The organism is Enterococcus sp. DIV1444a, from assembly GCF_051712125.1.
GTDB lineage: Bacteria > Bacillota > Bacilli > Lactobacillales > Enterococcaceae > Enterococcus > Enterococcus faecalis.
On sequence record NZ_JBIOOG010000001.1, the window covers coordinates 771,107 to 785,557 of the forward strand.

Below are 14,451 nucleotides of genomic sequence, written 5' to 3' on the forward strand. Positions count from 1 at the left end.
AACAATAGAGGGAGCGAAGGAATGAGTACAGTAATTAACGGTCGTGAATTAGCAGATCAAATGCAGGCAGAGATTCAAAAAGATGTAGAAAAGATGACACAACAAGGCATCCAACCAGGATTAGTTGTTTTATTAGTTGGGGAAAATCCTGCCAGCCAAACGTATGTGAGAAATAAAGAACGTGCAGCAGCCAAAATTGGCATTCTGTCAAAGGTCGAAAAACTACCAGAAACTATTTCAGAAGAAGAATTATTGGCTGAGATTGACAAATATAATCAAGATTCACGCTTTCATGGCATTCTTGTACAACTACCTTTGCCAAAACATATTGATGAAGAAAAGATTTTATTAGCGATTGATCCCAAAAAAGATGTAGATGGATTCCATCCAATGAATTTAGGCCGTTTGTTTGTAGGCAAACCTGAAATGATTCCTTGCACGCCGTATGGAATTATGAAGATGTTTGAAGCCTATGATATTGATTTAACAGGTAAACGCGCGGTGGTTATTGGTCGAAGCAATATTGTTGGTAAGCCAATGGCACAATTATTGTTAATGAAAAATGCGACTGTGACGATAGCCCATTCTAAAACTGAACATTTAGCAGAAGTTGCAAAAGAAGCGGATATTTTAGTTGTAGCAATTGGACGTGGGCATTTTGTCACCAGAGAGTTTGTGAAACCAGGTGCGGTAGTGATTGATGTGGGGATGAATCGCAATCAAGAAGGAAAACTGATTGGTGATGTAGCATTCGATGAAGTTTCTGAAATTGCAAGCTATATCACACCAGTTCCCAAAGGTGTCGGCCCAATGACGATTACCATGTTAATGTATCAAACAGTCGAGGCAGCAAAAAAACAAAAGTAAGGTGAAAAAATGACGCAACAGTATTTAACAGTAACAGCCTTAACGAAGTATTTAAAACGTAAATTTGATGCAGACCCTTACTTAGGACGTGTCTATTTAACAGGGGAAATTTCGAACTTTCGCTTCCGAGCGAACGCGCATCAGTACTTCAGTTTAAAAGATGACCATGCGAAGATTTCTGCAATTATGTTTAAATCAGCCTTTCAAAAATTGAAGTTTCAACCAAAAGAAGGCATGAAAGTCATGGTGGTGGGGCGGATTTCGCTTTATGAAAACAGCGGCTCCTATCAAATTTATATTGAACATATGGAACCAGATGGTGTCGGTGCACTTTATCAAGCATTGGCAGAATTAAGAGAAAAACTAGGAAAAGAAGGACTTTTTGAAGGCCCTAAGCAACAGTTGCCTCGTTATCCCAAACGAATCGCTGTGGTTACAAGTCCTAGTGGTGCTGTCATTCGGGATATCATTACGACAGTCAAAAGACGCTACCCAATTGCACAGCTGGTCCTTTTTCCCACCTTGGTCCAAGGCGAGCAAGCGGCGGATGATATTGTGCGGAACATTCAGCGAGCCGATGCGCAAGGTGATTTTGATACGATGATCATCGGCCGTGGCGGTGGTTCAATCGAGGATTTATGGCCATTTAATGAAGAAAAAGTGGCTCGAGCCATTCATGCTGCCACCACACCGATTATTTCATCGGTTGGTCACGAAACAGATGTAACAATTGCCGATATGGTAGCAGATGTTCGTGCGGCAACGCCAACGGCAGCAGCGGAACTGGCGGTACCAGTTTTAAATGAAGAACTATTAAGAATTAGTGAACGGCGTAGTCGTTTAGAACAAAGCTTTTTATATCTCTTACAACAACGAACAGAACGTTTCCAACGACTACAAAACTCTTATGTGTTTAAGCAACCTGAGCGACTTTATGAAGGTCAAACGATTAAACTAGATCGAATGACGCAACGTCTTTTCCAAGCAATGACAACGATTCATCACCAAAAACAACGTCAAGCCCAAGGAATTATCGCTCAATTGCAACAACAGACACCAAAGGGACAATTAAGAGAAAGTCAGCAACAGTTGGCGTTTTTACAACGAAACTTGCAAACACAAATGACACAATTGTTCCTAAACAAACAAAAGCAATTCACGTCTGCTGTTCAACAATTAGACTTACTCAGCCCACTCAAAATTATGGGTCGAGGATATAGTTATACTACAAAAGAGGACCGTGTCGTTAAAACTGTTACCGAGTTGCAGCCAGCAGATCAATTAACGATTCATTATGCGGATGGTACAGTTCAAGCAAACGTCGAAACAATAACAGCGAAAAAAGAGGAGTTTTAACATGCCAGCAAAAGAAAAAACGTTTGAAGAATCATTAAATGCCTTAGAGGAAATCGTTCAGCGCTTAGAACGAGGAGATGTTCCTTTGGAAGAAGCATTAGCTGCCTTTCAAGAGGGCATGGCATTAAGTAAACAATGTCAAGATACATTGGAAAAAGCGGAAAAAACTTTAACGAAAATGATGACAGAAAACAATGAAGAAATTGTTTTTGAAGAGAGCGAGGAAGCGTAATGACGAATTTTAGTCAACAGCATTTACCGTTGGTTGAAAAAGTCATGGTCGATTTTATCGCAGAATATACTGAAAATGAGCGTTTGAAAGAAGCAATGCTCTACTCAATACACGCAGGTGGCAAACGATTACGCCCACTATTAGTGTTAACAACAGTGGCCGCTTTTCAAAAAGAGCTGGAAATACAAGACTATCAAGTGGCTGCCTCTTTAGAGATGATTCATACGTATTCATTAATTCATGATGATTTACCAGCAATGGATGATGATGATTTACGTCGTGGCAAACCAACCAATCACAAAGTGTTTGGTGAAGCAACTGCCATTTTAGCAGGAGACGGCTTATTAACAGGCGCGTTTCAGTTACTTTCTTTGAGCCAACTAGGCTTAAGTGAAAAAGTTTTACTGCTGCAACAACTGGCAAAGGCAGCGGGGAATCAAGGCATGGTTGCTGGCCAAATGGGTGATATTGAAGGAGAAAAAGTCAGCTTGACTTTAGAAGAGTTAGCGGCTGTTCATGAAAAGAAAACCGGAGCACTAATTGAATTCGCCTTAATTGCAGGGGGCGTATTAGCCAATCAAACAGAAGAAGTCATTGGTTTACTGACACAATTTGCGCATCACTATGGCTTAGCTTTTCAAATTCGTGATGACTTATTAGATGCCACCAGTACAGAAGCAGATTTAGGTAAAAAAGTAGGCCGAGATGAAGCGTTGAATAAAAGTACGTATCCAGCTCTTCTAGGGATTGCTGGTGCGAAAGATGCGCTAACACATCAATTAGCAGAAGGTAGCGCTGTTTTAGAAAAAATCAAAGCAAATGTTCCCAACTTTTCAGAAGAACATTTAGCAAACTTGTTAACTCAGTTACAATTGAGATAGAAAGAAGGCACTTATGAAAAAAGAACGCGTCGATGTCTTGGCGTTTAATCAAGGACTATTTGAAACACGAGAAAAAGCCAAACGCAGCGTGATGGCTGGTTTAGTTTACAATGATAAAAATGAACGTTTAGATAAACCTGGGGAAAAAATTTCTGTGGAGACGCCCTTACATACTAAGGGTCAAGTAATGCCTTATGTTTCTCGTGGGGGCTTAAAACTAGAGAAGGCCCTAAATGTTTTTGCAATCAACGTTCAAGGCAAAACAATGCTAGATATTGGTTCCTCCACAGGTGGTTTTACCGATGTCGCTTTACAAAATGGGGCTCGTTTGAGTTACGCTTTAGATGTTGGCTATAACCAACTAGCATGGAAAATTCGACAAGATGAACGCGTGGTGGTAATGGAACGTACCAATTTTCGCTATAGTAAACCCGAAGATTTCACCGAAGGGGTGCCGGATATTGCAACGATTGATGTTTCCTTTATTTCATTACGCTTAATTTTGCCACCTCTCCATGATATTTTGAAAAAAGGTGGTAGTGTGGTAGCGTTAATTAAGCCACAATTCGAAGCTGGCAAAGAGTTTGTTGGGAAAAAAGGAATCGTGCGTGATCCAGAAACCCATCAAATGGTTGTGGAGGAAATTACACGCTTTGCCATGAATAACGGTTATGATGTGAAAAACTTAGATTTTTCACCAATCACTGGTGGCGAAGGAAACATTGAATTTTTGGCACATTTAGTTTCTGTTGAAGGGGAAGGATCCTATCAAGTGACAGAATCCATTGAAGAAGTTGTCGCGCATGCGCATCAAAAATTAGCGGAATGATGAGAAAAACAGCAAAGTTTGTAGACTAAGCAATTAAACAAAAAGGAATCTGTGACAGTCATTAGAAGTGCAGCTGTCTCAGGTCCTTTTTTATTTTATAAATGAATTAGTGAGACATTTAATAATGATAGAAAGGGGTTTGAATAAAAATAGTCGTTGAATTGGACTTTATTGGTCCTTTTTTATCGTGATGAAATAACATTTTTAAAATATGTATCTTTTAAATAATAATTTAAAAAACATCCAAAAATTTATTTAATCTTATTTTAATTTATTTATGTATTTTTTAATGTTAAACTAAGGATAGTTCTGATCAGACAAACTATTTTAGTAAGACCAAGTAATTGAATAGAGAGGTAAAAAAATGAAAAAAATGAAGTTATTAATTTCTGTTTTTTTGTAGCAATCGTTTTGGGTACTAGTGTTGATACATTTGCAGCCTCTAGGTTTCCTGGCGTATTATCGAGAGGAATTAATGGAATTAGTTATTGGTTAGGACCAACCGCAACATTTGGTAATACCGATACAGCGATTAGAAATTGGATGTATACTCCGTGGGGGAATCCTTTGTATATTTATAAACAAGGGAATAACTATGGTACATCAATTGATTTTTATTCAACAAAGTTAAATCCGGGAATAGGTGGGGTTACAGATTTTTTTGATGGCAGAGATAGGATGATTGCAACTGGGATGCGAGAAGCTCCGCGAATAAACTATTACTATGCTAAAATTAATTATAATACTATGTATTCACGAGCTTCATCGATGAAAAATGGGACTATTGCTAGACATGAAATTGGGCATGCGCTTGGAATTGCACATTCAAATGGCATTATGACACGTTCTGTAAGTACTAATACAAATCTTTCTGTTGATAAAGCGAATAATGATATCTTAGCAAGAATATACGGGTGGTGAAAAAATGAAAAAAATTCCATAGCATTTTTGATAGCGTTTTCTTTGTTGGTGTGCGCTTTCTTAATGATTAATTTTGTTAAAGAGGAAGAGAAGAAACAAGTTGCTGCTGAAAAAATAACAACAACTTCCAATTCATTAAAGAAAAAAGCCTTGAAAAATAGTATTGATTCTTCAGAAAGAAAATATTATTCATATCTTGATGAAATTGACCAAAGTAAGGTTATTAATCAATCCGGTGGATCGCAACGACTGTTAATGTATAATCCTGAAATCCCAAAAGATATCCAATCTTTGTCAACAAATATTATTATTGGCAAAGTTCTTTCTTTAGATAAAGCAGATGCGCCTGCTAATGATCCTAGTAGTCCCTATAATGGAGAAATCTATCCATGGACATTTGGAAAAATCCAAGTACTAAAAAATATTCAAGGCGAATTAGCACCTACGATTGAATTTGCGCGACCAGGTGGCATTATGGAAGAAGGGCGAATGTTTTTAAATGATGCGAAAGAAAATGTTGATAAATTGAATCGTGGGCGTGCAACAAGACGAATGGCACCGATTCAGCAAAGTCGTCAGCTTGTTGAAATATTACAGTATGAAGGAGATTTTTATTTAGCAGCTGGTGAGACCTATTTGTTTTATGTTTATTGGGATACGGAATGGAATAAGGGGTTAATAATGGGCTATCAATACGGTTCTTTACGTTTAGAAGACGAGCAGCAACCTGCTGAGGAATTAACCAAAAGAAATCGTCGAGCGATTGGCAAAACGTGGAATGTTGTCAATGAATCAACCAAAGAAACGACTAATTTAACTACCTATTTAAAAGATGAATTAGGAATTGAACTTCCAGCAGAATAGAAGTAGAGAATAACAAAAAGTCAGCGGAGTTTCCCTTGCTTTTTGTTATTCTTTTCTTTGTTTAGTCTTTTAAAATGCATAAAAATAAGCTATGATGAGGGCAAGAGTAAACTGAAAAGGAGAGCGGCGCCATGAGAAAGCAAGATAGACACCGTTTAATTACACGTTTATTGACTGAAAAAAATATTCAAAAGCAAGAAGATTTTGTCAACTACTTACAAGAAAAGGGCGTAGCTGTAACGCAAGCAACGATTTCTCGCGACATTAAAGATATGAAACTGATTAAAGTTCCTTCTGCAGAAGGGGGCTATCGATATAGCCTTCCATTAGAAACACAAGCTAATACAAGTGCTAAACTTGCAAAGCTTTTAAAAGATGCCTTTGTAGCTGCAGAACAAATGGAAAAATATGTCGTATTACGAACCATTCCTGGCAATGCGGCGGCGTGTGGTAGTTTAATCGAAAAGAATTACCAAGAGAAACTTTTTGCCGTCATCAATGATGATGATAGTGTCCTCATGATTGCACGAACTGAGGAGGCGGCAGAAAAACTTCATAAAGAGCTGTTAAGCTATCTATAAAGAATGAGGTGAACAAGATGTTACAAGAACTTTCCGTGAAAAATTTTGCGATTATCTCTTCGTTACAATTAGAGTTTCAAATGGGTATGACCGTTTTAACGGGAGAAACGGGTGCGGGGAAATCTATCATTATTGATGCAATGGGATTACTCACAGGTGGACGTGGCTCCAGTGACTATATTCGTCAAGGAGCAAATAAATGCACCTTAGAAGGACTTTTTTCAATGCCGAAAAGTCAAGAATTAAAGCGATTATTAGAAGAATTAGGTATTGAAACAGAAGAAGATTCTTTAGTGATTCAACGAGATATTTCCGCTTCTGGTAAAAATGTTTGCCGTGTCAACGGACGAATTGTCAACATTACTAATTTAAAAAGAATTGGGGAATATTTAGTAGATATTCATGGCCAAAATGAACATCAAGAATTGATGCAAAGTGAACGCCATATTGATATGTTAGATGAATTTGGTGGGAAAAAACTTTTAGCAGTCAAAGAAAAATATACACGGGCATATCAAGAGTATCGCGCACTCGAAGCCAAAGTCAGAAAGCGACAAAAAAATGAAAAAGAATTTGCCCAAAGAATGGACATGCTTCATTTTCAAAGTGATGAAATTGCTAGTGCACGGTTAGTCGCTGGCGAAGAAGAACAATTGCTAGAAGAACGCAATAAACTGAACAATTTTCAAAAGATTGCTGCTGCACTGACGATTAGTTATGCCGCGCTAAATGGTGAAGATGATAGTAGTTTGGATAAAATCGGCACAAGTATGAATGAACTCGCTTCGATTGAATCCCTTGATCCAGAATATAAATCATTGTCAGATACTGTTCAAAATGCTTACTATTTACTACAAGAAGCCAGTGGAGATCTTTCTAGGTTGATTGATGGCTTAGAACTAGATGAAGGCCGCTTGAATGAAGTAGAAAATCGTTTGGAATTAATCCGTCAAATGAAGCGTAAATATGGCGATTCGATCGAAACAATTTTATCTTACTATGAAGAAATCACCAAAGAGTTAGCAGAGGCTGATTTTTTGGAAGGTGGCACAGGTGACTTAGAAGCGTTGCTTGCAGAGAAACAACAAGCCGCTCATCAACAAGCGTTAGCTTTACGAAAAGAACGCAAGCGCCTAGCCAAAGAGCTCGAACAACAAATTTTAACCGAATTAAAAGAACTATATTTGGAGCGAACTGAATTTGAAGTCCGCTTTACAGAACTTGAGCATTTACAAGAAAATGGCTTAGACGGAGTAGAATTTTATATTACTACTAACCCAGGGGAACCATTAAAACCGTTAGTTCGGGTGGCTTCTGGCGGAGAACTTTCGCGAGTGATGCTGGCTATGAAAACAATCTTTTCTCAAACGCAAGGGATCACTAGTATTGTTTTTGATGAAGTGGATACAGGAGTCAGTGGCCGAGTAGCACAGGCGATTGCCGATAAAATTTATCAAATTTCAGAAAATTCGCAGGTGTTGTGTATCACGCACTTGCCACAAGTGGCGGCCGTTGCCGATGAACATTATTTTATTGAAAAAGAAATCGTGGCGGGTCGGACAGAAACAAGCGTCCGAATTTTATCTGAAAAAGAGCGAGTAAACGAAATTGCGCGTATGCTCGCAGGAAGTGAAATTACGAAATTAACCATTGAACATGCACAAGAGCTGTTGGCGATGGCGAAAAAATAGCCGCTCTATTTGAGCAAGTAAAAAAACAGCCTCTTCAATTGATAGAAGGGGCTGTTTTTTTACTTTTAATGTGTGAAGAAGTTCTCCAGTTTAAAGACTAAGAATTGCTGTTAAAACAGTTGAACCTACAATTGCGATCAGCATTAGCCAAACCACGACTTTCGTGATTTTTGAAAAGCGACTTTGTTCTTTGTCGTTCATAAATGACACGTCCTTTTTAATTTCTGCTAATAGTGTACAACCTTTTTCTGAAAACAGCAACCTAAAGTTATAAGAGATTCTTTTTCTTTAAAATTCGGATACTAATTACGCAGATTAAGGTAGTGACAGCAAAAATAATCCAAAAAGAATATTCATGTTCTGCAAAAGGGAGTTTCACATTCATGCCGTAAATTCCTCCGATGATGGTCGGGATGGTCAGGACAATTGTTAAGGATGTTAAAATTTTCATGACATTATTTAAGTTATTTGAAACGATTGCTGAAAAAGTATTACTAATGTTATCAACTAATTTTAGTTGTATTTTAGTCGTATTCAGTCCTTGTTCTAGTTCGATTAAAATATCCCTTAAAAATGGCAAATGTTTTTCTGGATGATTAAAAATTTCAGCGCTATATAAACGTTTTAATACTTTTAAATTATCCGTTAAAGCTGCTTCAAAATAAACCAGACTTTTTTGAATGTCCATAATCTGATACAATTGACTATTTTCTGTGGCTACTTGGAGCTCTCCTTCAAGTTTGTTGGTTTGTTGGATAAGTGCTTGTAAGTTTTTATTGAAGGAAAGGGCCATCTTCCATGAAAGGGCTAAAATTAAGGCCTTTTCGATAGAAAGATCTTGATGCGTGAAAGCCTCTTTTTGAATCCCATGAACGATATCGTTAGGCCCGTTGCTAACAGTAATTAATTTGTTATCGACAGTTGCGATTAAAGCAATCGGTACCGTTTCTACTTGCAGATAGCCACTAGGACTGATGCTAGCTTTGGGATAACGAAACAAAAGTAACGTAGGCGTTTGTAATTTTTCGTGGCGAAAACCTTCCACTCGAGCATTTTCTTCATCATCTAAAACGCCGGTAAGATAATCTGTTGGTAAATGGTATTGATTCACAAGACGCTCGATTTCTTCTTCCGAAGGGGATTCTATCGAAATCCAACTTAGCGCTTCATCGTCTGGTGAACAAGGTTCAAAATAGTCATTTTTCAATAATAAATAATTAATCAAAAGATTCACCCCGAATCAACATTTTTTGTTCTAAATCCATTATAATAGAAGTATGACACAATACGAGAAGAAAAGCTTATAAAAAACATTCAAAAAATAAGTGGCCACGATAAGTGAAGCCTCGTTTTGAAAATTGTTTGATAAGTAATCCGTTTTTTATATGAAAAAGCAAGCAAGAAGGGCTTTTAGCACATATATTTAAACGAAATGAAACATCTGTGTAACGTTGATGAAGTATAGTTATAGCAGGTGGAATGAAAGGATTTGTTGAGAGAATGGTGTCGTTTTCGGCAATAATGTTATTTTGGTATATTTTTCCGGTAATTGTGCTCTTTGCGTGCAATTTTCTCGTGTCCACTTTTTCCCTAACGGAACGTTGGAAAATAAAAGCACCGGATTTAGCCATTCCGTTTTTATTCATAGGGATCCATGAGTTATCCAAAGATAGTTATGATGAATCGATTATGCCGTATTTTGTGATTTCTATTTTGTTATTAGGAGTCGCTGTTGCCCTGTTTCAAGCTTATTATTATGGAGAGATTTTATATAGACGATATTTCAAGATGTTTTGGCGGTTGACGTTTTTACTAACGTTTGTATTGTATGTGTTGCTTATCTTGCTTAATATCAGTCATTATCTACTGTAATAAAGCGTAGAAACAATAGGGGAAATACGCTGTGGGAAAATGTCCCCCACAACTCCCCACTCCGTGGGGTTTTTTTGTTATTTGTGGGTTTATTTGATAAAAAACATAGTAAAAACCTTGTTATAATAACATTTTTTGCTCGGTGATTCTTGTTACATAAAACCCTGTAAATATTACAGAAATTTTAAATAACAGTTAAAAAATAGAAGTTTTTAGATTTATAGTGGTAGAAAGTGGTGGGATGTGGTAGACTTGTTCTATCAAGTGGAAAAGCGGGTGTATTGGCTATGCTTATGGGTGAATACCAACATAATATCGATGCCAAAGGCCGCCTAATCGTTCCATCAAAGTTTCGTGAGGAACTTGGTGAAAAATTTGTGGTAACGAGAGGGATGGATGGCTGTTTATTTGGTTATCCTTTAAATGAATGGTCACAACTTGAAGCAAAACTTCAAGAAATGCCCTTAGCTAAGAAAGATGCACGTACCTTTGTACGATTCTTTTATTCCGCTGCAACAGAATGTGAGATTGATAAACAAGGTCGTATTAATATTCCTGCGAATTTACGGACACATGCCAGTTTAGAAAAAGGCTGTGTTGTTATCGGCGTCTCTAACCGAATTGAAATTTGGAGTGACGAACGTTGGCATGCATTCTCTGATGAAGCTGAAGAAAACTTTGATGAATTAGCAGAAACAATGATTGATTTTGGATTTTAGGAATGAGGCAAATGATGACTGAAGAATTTCGCCATTACACCGTTCTTTTAAAAGAAACAGTGGATGGATTACAAGTGAAGCCGGATGGCGTATACGTAGATTGCACACTCGGTGGTGCCGGACATAGTGAATACTTACTGACACAATTGAATGAGCACGGTCATTTATATGCGTTTGATCAAGACCAAAAAGCGTTGGCACATGCTAAGACTCGTTTGCAGAAATATGTAGACAAAGGTCAAGTGACCTTCATCAAATCAAATTTTAGAAATATTAAAGAAGAATTAGCAGAACATGGGGTGTTCCATGTCGATGGGATTCTATACGATTTAGGTGTTTCTTCACCACAATTAGATGAAGCAGAACGTGGTTTTAGTTACCATCAAGACGCGCCCTTAGATATGCGCATGGATCAAGACGCACCCTTAACGGCTCGCGAAGTGGTGAATACGTATAGCTATGGTGAGTTAGTCAAAATTTTCTTTCGTTATGGGGAAGAAAAGTTTTCGAAACAGATTGCTCGAGAAATTGAACGTGTTCGCGAAAAGCAGCCAATTGAAACAACAGGCGAACTCGTTGAGATTATTAAGACGGCGATTCCCGCTCCAGCAAGACGCAAAGGTGGACATCCCGCAAAACGGATTTTCCAAGCAATTCGCATTGCTGTTAATGATGAATTAGGGGCAGTTGAAGAATCGCTAGAACAAGCAATTGATTTGCTAGCGAAAAATGGCAGAATCAGTGTGATTACGTTCCATTCGTTAGAAGATCGGATCGTTAAAACAATGTTTAAAGAGTACAGTACGGTACAAGACTTGCCACCAGGCATTCCAGTCGTACCAGAAGAATTTCAACCAGAATTAAAAGTAATTACGAGAAAACCAATTTTACCAAGTGACAGTGAGTTATCTGAGAATAATCGTTCACGAAGTGCGAAGTTACGCATTGCCGAAAAAATAAAATCTAGTTAGAGAGAGGGGTAGACACATGGCTGAATTGAAGAAAATAAATGATTTCCATTATGAAGCACTAGAAATGGATCAGCCAACTGTGGCAACAGAGCAAGACAGAAAAATGCAAGAGGAAACGCTACCTGTCCCCACTCTATTACCCAAAAAGAAACTAAAAAATGTCTCTTTACTAGAAAAATTAATCGGTGTTGTGTTAGTTTGTGCAACGATTGGTATTGCAATTGCGACAATTCAAGTAAGAACGACAATTGTCCAAACCATGAACGATATTACAGAAACACAAGCAGTCATTAAAGAAAAGGAAGATAACGCTTTGAAATTGGAACAAGAAAGAAGCGAACTTTCTAAATCAGATCGAATCAAAGATGTCGCTAAAAAACAAGGACTAGAAAATAATGGCGACAATGTTAGGACTGTTAAATAATGAGTAAAAGACATAAATTTAAACAATTCATGAAAAAGAAAAACTTAAATCCGATGAACAATCGTAAAAAAGTAGGCATCATTTTATTCGCTACGAGTATTGGATTGTTCTTTTTATTTGCCTTTAGAACGACATACATTGTGGCAACAGGCAAAGTAGCCGGTGTATCACTAAAGGAAAAAACAGCTTCTTTATATGAAGGAAGCAAAGTGGTAAAAGCTAAGCGAGGATCAATTTTAGATCGATATGGTAACCCAATCGCAGAAGATGCTACCTCCTATTCGCTGTATGTCGTATTATCAAAAAAATATACGGGACAAAATAATGAAAAACTATATGCGGAGAAAAAAGACTTCGATGATATTGCTGAAATTTTAGCGAAATATACCAAACTAGATAAAAAAACAGCATTGAAATACTTGAATAATGGGATCCATGAAGATGGGTCAACACAATATCAAGTGGAGTTTGGTGCGGGTGGTCAAAACATCACCTTGGAAACGCGCCAAAAAATTGAAGCAGATTTGAAGAAGAAAAAAATCTCTGGCGTTTATTTCAATGAACATCCAGCCAGACTATATCCCAATGGTCAATTTGCTTCTCACTTTATTGGCTATACAAAAGCAGCCAATCCAGATGATGATAAAGAAGGCTTAGTAGGCGCGATGGGACTAGAACAGGCCTATAATGATATTTTAAGTGGAACCGATGGCCGTGTGTATTTTGAAAAAGATATTTACGGCAATGCCTTACCAGGGACTGTGGCGGAAGAGAAAAAGGCAGTGGATGGTCAAGATATTTACACAACGTTAGATAGTCGCTTGCAAAATACCTTAGAAGATTTGATGACGCAAGTTAATGAAAAATATGAACCAGTTTCTATGACTGCTATGTTAATGGAAGCAAAAACAGGCGAAATTGTAGCCATGTCTCAACGGCCAACATTTAATCCTGAAACGAAACAAGGATTAGACAATAATGGCACGTGGCAGAATCTATTGGTCGAAAGTCCATATGAACCTGGTTCAACGCTTAAATTATTTACGTCGGCGGCGGCCATTGAGCAAGGATTGTTTAACCCAAATGAATCATTTAACCGCGTAGGTGGCATCACTGTTGGTGATAGGACAATTAACGACCATGATGTCGGCAATTTAAAAGACAAAACGTCTTTAACTTATCGTCAAGCTATTTCTTGGTCCAGTAATATCGGAATGGTGAACTTGGAACAACGAATGGGTGGCGACAAGTGGGTCGAATATTTGAAAAAATTTGGGTTTGGTTCAAGTACACATTCGGGTTTGTTTTCAGAAAATACAGGCAAGCTGCCAGATAATAATATTGTGGCTCGGGCCAATTCAGCCTTTGGACAAGGAATTACGGTTACTAATTTCCAAATGATGAAAGGTTTTTCAGCCATTGCGAATGATGGTTCAATGTTGCAACCTCATTACATCAGCAAACTTGTTGACAAAAATACAGGGAAAGAAACGATTACGGAACCACAAATCGTAGGAACCCCAATCAAAGCGCAAACAGCTCAACAGATTCGTACGTACATGATTGATACCGTTGAAGACCCAACTTACGGGATTGCGTATGATATTTATAAAGTACCAGGCTATCATGTTGCTGCCAAAACAGGGACTGCCGAGATTTCAGATGGTAAAGGGTACGTTGATGGAGCAAGTCAAGTCTTGTCTTCTGTAGTGGAAATGGTCCCAGCGGATAATCCTAAATATGTTTTGTATATTACACTTAGACAAGCAAAAACAGGTTCGCCTTCAGAAGCAATGGCGGCAATTGCAAACCCATTAATGAAATTAGCGTTAGACATTAAAGAGACAGATCCGGAAACAACGAAAGTAGCTTCTGATAAAGTCACGGTTGCTGATTATAAAAACATGACACCAGCGGAAGCGTTGGCCAATGCCAAAGTGAACGGGGTGGATCCTGTGATTATCGGCGATGGTGAAAAAATCAAGAAACAATCAACGCCGTCTGGTCAAACATTAATGCCTAATCAGAAATTGATTTTGATCACAAATGGAACGAACTATATGCCTGATTTAACCGGCTGGTCGAAGAGCGATGTCACCAAGCTTGGCAATCTATTAGGTTTGACTGTCGAGTTTAAAGGTGAAGGCTATGTGACGAAACAAAGTATCGCTGCTGAAACTGAAATTACGGAGAAAAAATTAACCGTGACTTTAGAAGGCACAGAATAATAACGTAGAATAATT

General features: G+C 37.9%; 16 protein-coding genes. 14 read left to right on the forward strand and 2 right to left on the reverse strand.

Translation table 11 applies throughout. From position 1 onward, the window contains the following. Positions 1-21 precede the first annotated feature (21 nt). The 9 genes from IGI87_RS03935 to recN all read left to right on the forward strand — a co-directional run bounded on the left by IGI87_RS03935 (position 22) and on the right by recN (position 8,222). Positions 22-867, forward strand: coding sequence for a bifunctional methylenetetrahydrofolate dehydrogenase/methenyltetrahydrofolate cyclohydrolase (locus IGI87_RS03935; RefSeq protein ID WP_104854501.1), 846 nt, complete (start codon positions 22-24; stop codon positions 865-867). A 9-nt stretch (positions 868-876) separates the two neighbouring features. Continuing rightward, a complete protein-coding gene (gene xseA, locus IGI87_RS03940) occupies positions 877-2,223 on the forward strand; it encodes an exodeoxyribonuclease VII large subunit (protein ID WP_002355877.1) in 1,347 nt (448 codons plus the stop codon). 1 nt (position 2,224) lies between these two features. Then, positions 2,225-2,455, forward strand: a complete 231-nt coding sequence (locus IGI87_RS03945; protein WP_002355878.1) for an exodeoxyribonuclease VII small subunit — start codon at positions 2,225-2,227, stop codon at positions 2,453-2,455. Then, complete coding sequence (locus IGI87_RS03950) at positions 2,455-3,336, forward strand: polyprenyl synthetase family protein (RefSeq protein ID WP_317095592.1); 882 nt, start codon at positions 2,455-2,457, stop codon at positions 3,334-3,336. The genes IGI87_RS03945 and IGI87_RS03950 overlap by 1 nt, the downstream gene beginning before the upstream one ends. Before the next feature lie 13 nt (positions 3,337-3,349). Then, positions 3,350-4,165: a TlyA family RNA methyltransferase gene (locus tag IGI87_RS03955; RefSeq protein WP_438736295.1), complete on the forward strand. Its 816-nt coding sequence runs from the start codon at positions 3,350-3,352 to the stop codon at positions 4,163-4,165. Positions 4,166-4,576: 411 nt separating this feature from the next. Further along, a complete protein-coding gene (locus tag IGI87_RS03960) occupies positions 4,577-5,086 on the forward strand; it encodes a matrixin family metalloprotease (protein WP_438736296.1) in 510 nt (169 codons plus the stop codon). Positions 5,087-5,149: 63 nt separating this feature from the next. Continuing rightward, positions 5,150-5,950 (forward strand): hypothetical protein, encoded by an 801-nt coding sequence (locus IGI87_RS03965; protein WP_113795019.1) that lies wholly within the window; start codon positions 5,150-5,152, stop codon positions 5,948-5,950. A 131-nt stretch (positions 5,951-6,081) separates the two neighbouring features. Continuing rightward, complete coding sequence (locus IGI87_RS03970) at positions 6,082-6,531, forward strand: arginine repressor (protein ID WP_002358881.1); 450 nt, start codon at positions 6,082-6,084, stop codon at positions 6,529-6,531. A 17-nt stretch (positions 6,532-6,548) separates the two neighbouring features. Beyond that, positions 6,549-8,222 (forward strand): DNA repair protein RecN, encoded by a 1,674-nt coding sequence (gene recN / locus IGI87_RS03975; protein ID WP_438736297.1) that lies wholly within the window; start codon positions 6,549-6,551, stop codon positions 8,220-8,222. Between the two features lie 90 nt (positions 8,223-8,312). Here recN and IGI87_RS03980 read toward each other — a convergent pair whose 3' ends face one another. Beyond that, the gene (locus tag IGI87_RS03980) at positions 8,313-8,423 is read right to left on the reverse strand and encodes a DUF4044 domain-containing protein (protein ID WP_002383399.1); all 111 of its coding nucleotides are present in this window, start codon (positions 8,421-8,423) and stop codon (positions 8,313-8,315) included. Positions 8,424-8,490: 67 nt separating this feature from the next. Then, positions 8,491-9,456, reverse strand: coding sequence for a magnesium transporter CorA family protein (locus IGI87_RS03985; protein ID WP_113795022.1), 966 nt, complete (start codon positions 9,454-9,456; stop codon positions 8,491-8,493). Positions 9,457-9,701: 245 nt separating this feature from the next. Between IGI87_RS03985 and IGI87_RS03990 the strand changes: the two genes are divergently transcribed. The 5 genes from IGI87_RS03990 (at position 9,702) to IGI87_RS04010 (ending at position 14,436) form a co-directional block, all read left to right on the forward strand. Continuing rightward, positions 9,702-10,094, forward strand: a complete 393-nt coding sequence (locus IGI87_RS03990) for a DUF3397 domain-containing protein (protein WP_002383401.1) — start codon at positions 9,702-9,704, stop codon at positions 10,092-10,094. Positions 10,095-10,327: 233 nt separating this feature from the next. Beyond that, positions 10,328-10,813 carry a division/cell wall cluster transcriptional repressor MraZ gene (gene mraZ / locus IGI87_RS03995; protein WP_002383402.1) on the forward strand — a complete coding sequence of 162 codons (486 nt, stop codon included), beginning with the start codon at positions 10,328-10,330 and terminating at the stop codon, positions 10,811-10,813. Positions 10,814-10,827: 14 nt separating this feature from the next. Continuing rightward, a complete protein-coding gene (gene rsmH / locus IGI87_RS04000) occupies positions 10,828-11,784 on the forward strand; it encodes a 16S rRNA (cytosine(1402)-N(4))-methyltransferase RsmH (RefSeq protein WP_010710705.1) in 957 nt (318 codons plus the stop codon). Positions 11,785-11,800: 16 nt separating this feature from the next. Then, positions 11,801-12,208, forward strand: coding sequence for a cell division protein FtsL (gene ftsL, locus IGI87_RS04005; protein WP_438736298.1), 408 nt, complete (start codon positions 11,801-11,803; stop codon positions 12,206-12,208). Beyond that, a complete protein-coding gene (locus IGI87_RS04010; protein WP_113795023.1) occupies positions 12,208-14,436 on the forward strand; it encodes a penicillin-binding protein in 2,229 nt (742 codons plus the stop codon). The genes ftsL and IGI87_RS04010 overlap by 1 nt, the downstream gene beginning before the upstream one ends. Positions 14,437-14,451: the final 15 nt, after the last annotated feature.

Excerpts from the sequence above, each read along its gene's own strand:
- IGI87_RS03935 (WP_104854501.1), top strand. The coding sequence starts at position 22 with ATGAGTACAGTAATTAACGGTCGTGAATTAGCAGATCAAATGCAGGCA.
- IGI87_RS03980 (WP_002383399.1), bottom strand. The coding sequence starts at position 8,423 with ATGAACGACAAAGAACAAAGTCGCTTTTCAAAAATCACGAAAGTCGTG.
- ftsL (WP_438736298.1), top strand. The coding sequence starts at position 11,801 with ATGGCTGAATTGAAGAAAATAAATGATTTCCATTATGAAGCACTAGAA.
- IGI87_RS03970 (WP_002358881.1), top strand. The coding sequence starts at position 6,082 with ATGAGAAAGCAAGATAGACACCGTTTAATTACACGTTTATTGACTGAA.
- rsmH (WP_010710705.1), top strand. The coding sequence starts at position 10,828 with ATGACTGAAGAATTTCGCCATTACACCGTTCTTTTAAAAGAAACAGTG.
- xseA (WP_002355877.1), top strand. The coding sequence starts at position 877 with ATGACGCAACAGTATTTAACAGTAACAGCCTTAACGAAGTATTTAAAA.
- IGI87_RS03955 (WP_438736295.1), top strand. The coding sequence starts at position 3,350 with ATGAAAAAAGAACGCGTCGATGTCTTGGCGTTTAATCAAGGACTATTT.
- IGI87_RS04010 (WP_113795023.1), top strand. The coding sequence starts at position 12,208 with ATGAGTAAAAGACATAAATTTAAACAATTCATGAAAAAGAAAAACTTA.
- recN (WP_438736297.1), top strand. The coding sequence starts at position 6,549 with ATGTTACAAGAACTTTCCGTGAAAAATTTTGCGATTATCTCTTCGTTA.
- IGI87_RS03950 (WP_317095592.1), top strand. The coding sequence starts at position 2,455 with ATGACGAATTTTAGTCAACAGCATTTACCGTTGGTTGAAAAAGTCATG.
- IGI87_RS03990 (WP_002383401.1), top strand. The coding sequence starts at position 9,702 with ATGAAAGGATTTGTTGAGAGAATGGTGTCGTTTTCGGCAATAATGTTA.
- IGI87_RS03965 (WP_113795019.1), top strand. The coding sequence starts at position 5,150 with ATGATTAATTTTGTTAAAGAGGAAGAGAAGAAACAAGTTGCTGCTGAA.
- IGI87_RS03945 (WP_002355878.1), top strand. The coding sequence starts at position 2,225 with ATGCCAGCAAAAGAAAAAACGTTTGAAGAATCATTAAATGCCTTAGAG.